The sequence below is a fragment of the Pseudomonas sp. S9 genome, from assembly GCF_000222125.1.
GTDB classification, from domain to species: domain Bacteria; phylum Pseudomonadota; class Gammaproteobacteria; order Pseudomonadales; family Pseudomonadaceae; genus Aquipseudomonas; species Aquipseudomonas segetis.
This window is the reverse complement of the sequence record NZ_AFFX01000005.1, coordinates 438,020-445,158: the sequence shown is the minus strand read 5'-3', so window position 1 is coordinate 445,158 and position 7,139 is coordinate 438,020. Positions and strand designations below refer to the sequence as shown.

Below are 7,139 nucleotides of genomic sequence, written 5' to 3'. Positions count from 1 at the left end.
GGCACCTCAGATTTGCCGTCAAGGGTTTATTGCGCATTTATTACTGTATTGGCACTTTTAGTTCCAATGCGCGGTAACACCGCAGCGACAACAGGGATGCGCAGACACATCAAGACGGCACCGATCAAGGCATACAGGCTCCACTCCTTGAGATCGGCACGCACCACCCAGAGCATATGCAGCAATCCCAACGCCAGGATGCCGTAAACAGCACGGTGCAGTTTTTTCCAACGCCGCCCTAAACGCCGCTGGCTGTAGCGGTTGGATGTCAACGCAAGCGCCAGCAAACCGATGAAGCCAAGTGCCCCCACTATAATGTAGGGCCGCTTGCTTAACTCCACGCCAAGCTGCGCCCAATCAAGCCCCAGGATAAACACGCAGTAGGCTGTCAAATGTAGCGCTACGAAGGCAAAACACCAGAGACCAAGCTGGCGACGGGTAACTATCCAGCCAGACCACCCCGTTAGCTTCTGCATCGGCGTCATTGCCAAGGTAATAAACAGCAACACCAGTGCACCCAGCCCAAGCCGGTCAACCAGGGTTTTGCCCGGATCGGGCCCAAGAGCGAAAGCCCAGGCTTCATACAGCCAGTAAAGCGGCACGGCTGCGACCACAATAAAGACCATCAAGCGAAATAAGGGGAAGCGCATCAGTAGTTAACCCTCAGATCCATACCCGCGTATAGCGATGCAACCTCATCCCCATAACCGTTGAACATCAATGTATCGCGCACATTTGGGCTGAACAGGCCACTGGGCAGTCGGCGCTCGCGCGCCTGCGACCAACGAGGATGATAAACATTGGGATTAACATTGGCATAAAAGCCGTATTCATCTGCTGGAATCGACTGCCATGTGGTTTTTGGCTGTTTCTCGACCAGGCCGATGCGCACAATCGACTTAATGCTTTTAAAGCCGTACTTCCAGGGCACGACCAGACGCAGCGGCGCACCATTCTGATTGGGCAGCACCCGGCCGTACATACCAACGGCAAGTATCGCCAGCGGGTTCATCGCTTCATCAAGACGCAGACCTTCGACATAGGGCCAGTTGATCAAGCCAAAGCTCGACTGCTGCCCCGGGAGATCCTTGCGATCAACCAGTGTTTCAAAGCGAATGTACTTAGCCTTGCTGGTCGGCTGCACTTGTTTAAGAAGCGCCGAGAGCGGAAAGCCCATCCACGGAATAACCATCGACCAGGCCTCGACACAGCGCAGGCGATAGATCCGCTCTTCAAGCTCATAGGGCTTGATGAAGTCTTCTAGCGCGTAGCGTCCAGGCTTTGCCACTTCACCATCGATAACAACACTCCAGGGCTCGGTCTTCAGCGCCGATGCATTGGCTGAAGGGTCGCCCTTGTCGGCGCCCAGTTCATAAAAGTTGTTGTAGTGAGTTGCATCCTTGAACGGGGTGATTGCTTCCCCCTTGAGGGTAACGGCCTGCCACTGGGTCGTCGGCAACTTTTGTTGAAAACAAGCAGCCCCATCAACCGCCTGGACATCGGGGTAACGCAAAGCATCTTGGGCAAATGCAGCACCTGGCGCCGCAGCCAGCGCCAAACCCGCGATAGAACCCCCAATAAAGGCACGGCGGGAAAGGTAAAATTCTTCAGGGGTTACATCCGACTCTTTGCAAGCGGATGCAGATGGGACCTTGATCAACATGAGGACTCCGCAGCTACAGGTTAGCGATGACCAGTAGACCACGAAGCCCCCATGAAATTACATCACGCAGTTCTATTGCGGCGACGTAACTGCAACAAATATTGAATGGGGCCCGAGAAGGCATAAGCGAGGAAGATAATCAGCAGGATACGTGGCGGATCACTGAAGACCAGGGCAAACCCCAGCACCACGGCCAAGATAGCTACAAAAGGTACGCGCCCCTTTAAATCCAGATCCTTGAAGCTGTGATACTTGATATTGCTGACCATCAACATGCCTGCGGCAGCAACCAGGACAGCGACCACAAAGGCCATCTTGGAACCCTGTATGCCAAAATCGCTAAACGCCCATACCGTACCAGCGACTACACCAGCCGCTGCAGGACTGGCCAGGCCGATGAAGTAGCGCTTATCGGTGCTCCCGATCTGGGTATTGAAACGCGCCAAACGCAGCGCAGCACCTGCCACATAGATAAAGGCAACCATCCAACCGACCTTGCCCAGGCTGCCCAGCGCCCATTCAAACGCCAGCAACGCAGGTGCAACACCAAAGGCAACCATATCGGACAGCGAGTCATACTCGGCACCGAATGCACTCTGGGTATTGGTCATGCGCGCAACTCGGCCATCGAGGCCGTCCAGCACCATGGCCACAAACACCGCCGCAGCCGCAACATAGTAATTGCCGTTCATGGCATTGATGATCGCGTAGAACCCCGCGAACAGATTTGCCGTGGTGAACAGGTTTGGCAACAAATACACACCACGGTGACGGACCTTGCGGCCCTGGTCGTCGTGGCCTTCTTCTTCGTGCTCATCAACCGGCAAAAGACTTTCTGCGTCGGGAGCCGCACTCGGCTCTTCTGGGCGTTCGCTCATGGATGTACCTTAGAACTGGGTTAAAAATTCAGCACCTATGTTACAGCGCTGCGCAGATTATATAAGCCTAATCGTGACGCGCTTTATACCAGATGGATACTTGCAGCATAAAAAAACGCGGCCATTAGCCGCGTTTTTTATGTAAGTCGCCAGGACTTAGTTTTTAGTTTTGTCGACGATCTTGTTCGCGGAAATCCACGGCATCATCGAGCGCAACTGCTCACCCACAACTTCGATGCCATGGGCAGCGTTGTTGCGACGATAAGCGGTCATCGAAGGATAGTTTGCAGCACCTTCCTGGATGAACATCTTGGCGTACTCGCCGTCCTGGATGCGCTTCAGAGCGTTGCGCATGGCTTGGCGCGATTCGGCGTTGATCACTTCCGGACCAGTGACATATTCACCGTACTCGGCGTTGTTCGAGATCGAGTAGTTCATGTTGGCGATACCGCCTTCGTACATGAGGTCAACGATCAGCTTCAGTTCGTGCAAGCACTCGAAGTAAGCCATTTCCGGAGCGTAGCCCGCTTCCACCAGCGTTTCGAAGCCCGCTTTAACCAGCTCAACGCAACCGCCACACAGAACAGCCTGCTCACCGAACAGGTCGGTTTCAGTTTCGTCCTTGAACGTGGTTTCGATAATACCGGTACGGCCGCCGCCCACGCCCGAAGCATAAGACAGCGCGACATTCTTGGCGTTGCCCGAAGCATCTTGGTAGACCGCGATCAGGTCTGGAATACCACCACCTTTGACGAACTCGGAACGTACGGTGTGACCAGGCGCTTTTGGCGCGATCATGATCACGTCCAGATCGCTACGTGGCACGACCTGATTGTAGTGAATCGCGAAGCCGTGGGAGAACGCCAGGGTAGCGCCCTGCTTGATGTTCGGTTCGATTTCATTCTTGTACAGCTGCGACTGGAACTCGTCCGGAGTCAGGATCATGACCAGGTCGGCACCGGCAACAGCGGTCGCGACATCAGCAACTTTCAAGCCGTGGGCTTCAGCCTTGGCGACAGTTGCAGAACCTTTACGCAGGCCAACAGTGACATCAACACCAGAATCTTTCAGGTTGCACGCCTGGGCGTGGCCCTGGGAACCGTAGCCGATAACGGCAACTTTTTTACCTTGGATGATGGAGAGGTCACAGTCTTTATCGTAGAAAACTTTCATGTTCTTGGCTCTTTTAGGCGAAAAGGATGGGTGCATAAGCACCGCGACGAACACACTTTAAGTGATCGTCTCCGTTGCGTAAAATGATATATTTGCAACACAACATGCCGATATATGAAATAACCATGGATAGCCACGCGCTTATGCTTTTCCTGTCTCTGGCGGACAATCTGCACTTTGGCAAAACCAGCCGCGAGCAGCACGTCAGCCCCTCCGCCCTCAGTCGCAGCATCAAGCAACTTGAGGACGAACTCGGCGCCCCGCTATTTCTTCGCGACAACCGCTCCGTGCGCCTGACCCGTGAGGGCCAGCAGTTTCGCGAATACGCCAAGGATGTAATCGGCGGCTTGCAAGCCATGCGCCAAGCCTTCAAGCAAGACCAACTGATCCTGCAGGGCGAGCTTTCTCTGTATTGCTCGGTAACCGCCAGCTACAGCTTTCTCTACGACATTCTCAGCAGCTTTCGCCAGGACTATCCGCGCATTGAAATGAAGCTGCACACAGGTGATGCCGCAAAAGCGGTGGAGCGCATCCAGCAAGGCCTTGAGGATCTTGCCATCGGCGCCCGCCCCGACAACCTGGCCAGTGGAATTGCATTCCAGTCCATTGCACGCTCGGAGTTGTGCTTTATTGGCCCGCAATCCCCTCAATTACTCACTGACGAGCAACTTAAAAGCCCAAGCGCAGCCACCTGGCGCGATGTGCCTATGATTCTCTCCGAAGAGGGGTTGGCGCGCACTCGCACAGACCGCTGGCTTAAAAGCCATAACATCAAACCGCGAATCTACGCTCAGGTCAGCGGTAACGAGGCCATCGTCAGCATGGTAAGCCTGGGTTTTGGCATCGGCGTGGTGCCGCAAATCGTGCTCGACAACAGCCCACTGACAGCCAGCATCCGCACCTACGATATCCAGCCGCCGCTGACCGCTTACGACATTGGCCTGTTTGCCCTGGAAAAACGCCTGAAAGAACCGTTGATCAATGCTTTCTGGAATCGCCAGCGTTAAATAATGGCGAAAAAAAACCTCGCAGAAATGCGAGGTTTTTTAAATCCAGCACACTCAGATGCTGAGTACTTTGTCGCCACGGGCAATGCCGGTAACGCCGCTGCGTACAGTTTCCAGGATCGAGGCGGTGCCTATGGCCTGGATGAAGCTATCGAGCTTGTCGCTGGTACCGGTCAACTGAATGGTGTAGACGCTGGTGGTCACATCGACGATCTGGCCACGGAAGATATCCGTTGTGCGCTTGACCTCGGCGCGCTGTGCGCCTGTTGCCTTGACCTTGACCAGCATCAACTCACGCTCGATGTGCGAGCTCTCAGACAAATCAACCAACTTGACCACCTCGACCAGCTTGTTGAGGTTTTTGGTGATCTGCTCGATGACATCATCGTGGCCAACAGTGGTCAACGTCAGGCGCGACAGGGTCGGGTCTTCGGTTGGCGCAACGGTCAGGCTTTCGATGTTGTAGTTACGCTGGGAAAACAGCCCCACTACACGGGACAGTGCACCCGGCTCGTTTTCCAGCAACAGGGAAATAATGTGTCGCATGATTAAGTCCGCTCCGTCTTGCTCAGCCACATGTCGCGCATAGCACCATCTTTGATATGCATCGGATAGACGTGCTCACTGGTATCAACCTGAATATCGAGGAAAACCAGGCGATCTTTCATCGCAAAGGCTTTCTCCATCATTGGCTTCAGGTCTTTGAGGTCAGTAATGCGCATGCCAACGTGGCCATAGGCCTCGACCAACTTAACGAAGTCCGGCAAGGACTCCATATAAGAGTGCGAGTGACGGCTGTTGTAGTTCATGTCCTGCCATTGGCGCACCATTCCCAGCGCACCGTTGTTCAGGTTGATGATTTTCACTGGCAAGTCGTATTGCAAGCAGGTCGACAGCTCCTGGATATTCATCTGGATGCTGCCTTCACCGGTAACGCAGGCAACATCGTCATCCGGAAAGCTCAGCTTAACGCCCATGGCGGCCGGGAAGCCAAAAACCATGGGGCCCAGGCCGCCGGAGTTAATCCAACGGTTAGGCTTGTTGAACCGATAGTACTGCGCAGCAAACATCTGGTGCTGGCCCACATCGGAGGTGACATAGGCATTGCCATCGGTCACTTCACACAGGGTTTCGATTACGGTCTGCGGCTTTATAATGCTGCCGTCGCCCTTGTCATAAGGGAACACGCCACGATCACCACGCCACTCTTCAATTTGCTTCCACCAACTGGCAAGCGCCTCTTTACTTGGCTTCTCGCCAATTTCCTTGAGGATTGCAACCATTTCGGTCAGCACGCTTTCAACCGGACCAACGATAGGCACATCGGCCTTGATGGTCTTGGAGATCGAAGCCGGGTCGATGTCGATGTGGATGATCTTTGCGTTAGGACAGAACTTGGCCGGACCATTGATAACCCGGTCATCGAAACGCGCGCCAACGGCAAAGATTACATCGGCATGGTGCATGGCCAGGTTTGCCGTGTAGCTACCGTGCATACCAAGCATGCCAAGGAACTGGCGATCAGTGCCAGGGTAGCCGCCAAGGCCCATCAAGGTGTTGGTCACCGGGATATTGAGCATCTGCGCCAACTCGGTCAGCGGCTCGGCTGCGTGCCCCAGGATTACGCCACCACCGGAATAGATTACCGGACGCTTGGCCGCGAGCAGGACTTCAGCCGCCTTGCGAATCTGGCCCGAATGGCCGCGCAATGCGGGGCTGTATGAGCGTAGCTTGACCTTCTTCGGGAAGACGTATTCGAACTTCTCCGCTGGATTGGTCATGTCTTTCGGGATATCGACGACAACAGGACCAGGACGCCCGGACTCGGCCAGGTAGAAGGCTTTCTTGAGCACTTCAGGAATTTCAGAGGCGTGCTTGATCATAAAGCTGTGCTTCACGATAGGACGCGAGATACCGATCATGTCGGTTTCCTGGAAGGGATCGGTACCGACCATGCTGCTCGGCACCTGACCAGACAGGACCACCATAGGAATGGAGTCCATGTAGGCAGTGGCGATACCGGTAATGGCGTTGGTCGCACCAGGACCCGAAGTCACCAGCACGACACCAGCCTTGCCTGTAGCACGTGCGTAGCCATCGGCCATGTGTGTTGCAGCTTGTTCGTGGCGCACCAGGATGTGGTTCACCTCTGGTTCTTTGAACAGCGCATCATAGATATGTAGCAAGGCACCGCCCGGGTACCCATAGATATTTTTAACGCCTTCGTCACGCAAAAAGCGCACGACCATTTCAGCGCCGGATAAAAGCTCCACGTTGATCACCTCTAAACGCCAGAAATCGCCCAAGAGGGGGCGATCTAAAATAGGTTTTACTGCTAAGCAGAGCATGAGCGACGGTGGTCGCCGACTACGTCAGCTACAACTGAGCAAGTATTGGGAATGCCCCAAAGTGTTGCGG

Annotated in this window: 7 protein-coding genes; 1 reads left to right on the top strand and 6 read right to left on the bottom strand. The window is 54.6% G+C overall.

Going from position 1 to position 7,139, the window contains the following annotated elements:
• Positions 1 to 26: 26 nt before the first annotated feature.
• The 4 genes from msrQ to ilvC all read right to left on the bottom strand — a co-directional run bounded on the left by msrQ (position 27) and on the right by ilvC (position 3,714).
• Positions 27 to 650, bottom strand: a complete 624-nt coding sequence (gene msrQ / locus PSES9_RS0113400; protein ID WP_010487687.1) for a protein-methionine-sulfoxide reductase heme-binding subunit MsrQ — start codon at positions 648 to 650, stop codon at positions 27 to 29.
• Positions 650 to 1,663: a protein-methionine-sulfoxide reductase catalytic subunit MsrP gene (gene msrP / locus PSES9_RS0113395; protein WP_010487686.1), complete on the bottom strand. Its 1,014-nt coding sequence runs from the start codon at positions 1,661 to 1,663 to the stop codon at positions 650 to 652. The genes msrQ and msrP overlap by 1 nt, the downstream gene beginning before the upstream one ends.
• Before the next feature lie 62 nt (positions 1,664 to 1,725).
• Entirely contained in the window at positions 1,726 to 2,541 is an 816-nt protein-coding gene (gene pssA, locus PSES9_RS0113390) for a CDP-diacylglycerol--serine O-phosphatidyltransferase (RefSeq protein ID WP_010487684.1), read from the bottom strand.
• Between the two features lie 156 nt (positions 2,542 to 2,697).
• A complete protein-coding gene (ilvC, locus tag PSES9_RS0113385; protein ID WP_010487682.1) occupies positions 2,698 to 3,714 on the bottom strand; it encodes a ketol-acid reductoisomerase in 1,017 nt (338 codons plus the stop codon).
• A 125-nt stretch (positions 3,715 to 3,839) separates the two neighbouring features.
• Between ilvC and ilvY the strand changes: the two genes are divergently transcribed.
• Positions 3,840 to 4,721, top strand: coding sequence for an HTH-type transcriptional activator IlvY (ilvY, locus tag PSES9_RS0113380; protein WP_010487680.1), 882 nt, complete (start codon positions 3,840 to 3,842; stop codon positions 4,719 to 4,721).
• Between the two features lie 54 nt (positions 4,722 to 4,775).
• Here ilvY and ilvN read toward each other — a convergent pair whose 3' ends face one another.
• Both ilvN and PSES9_RS0113370 read right to left on the bottom strand, forming a co-directional pair.
• A complete protein-coding gene (ilvN, locus tag PSES9_RS0113375) occupies positions 4,776 to 5,267 on the bottom strand; it encodes an acetolactate synthase small subunit (protein WP_010487678.1) in 492 nt (163 codons plus the stop codon).
• Between the two features lie 2 nt (positions 5,268 to 5,269).
• Complete coding sequence (locus tag PSES9_RS0113370) at positions 5,270 to 6,994, bottom strand: acetolactate synthase 3 large subunit (protein ID WP_010487676.1); 1,725 nt, start codon at positions 6,992 to 6,994, stop codon at positions 5,270 to 5,272.
• Between the last annotated feature and the right edge of the window lie 145 nt (positions 6,995 to 7,139).

Excerpts from the sequence above, each read along its gene's own strand:
- msrQ (WP_010487687.1), bottom strand. The coding sequence starts at position 650 with ATGCGCTTCCCCTTATTTCGCTTGATGGTCTTTATTGTGGTCGCAGCC.
- msrP (WP_010487686.1), bottom strand. The coding sequence starts at position 1,663 with ATGTTGATCAAGGTCCCATCTGCATCCGCTTGCAAAGAGTCGGATGTA.
- pssA (WP_010487684.1), bottom strand. The coding sequence starts at position 2,541 with ATGAGCGAACGCCCAGAAGAGCCGAGTGCGGCTCCCGACGCAGAAAGT.
- ilvC (WP_010487682.1), bottom strand. The coding sequence starts at position 3,714 with ATGAAAGTTTTCTACGATAAAGACTGTGACCTCTCCATCATCCAAGGT.
- ilvY (WP_010487680.1), top strand. The coding sequence starts at position 3,840 with ATGGATAGCCACGCGCTTATGCTTTTCCTGTCTCTGGCGGACAATCTG.
- ilvN (WP_010487678.1), bottom strand. The coding sequence starts at position 5,267 with ATGCGACACATTATTTCCCTGTTGCTGGAAAACGAGCCGGGTGCACTG.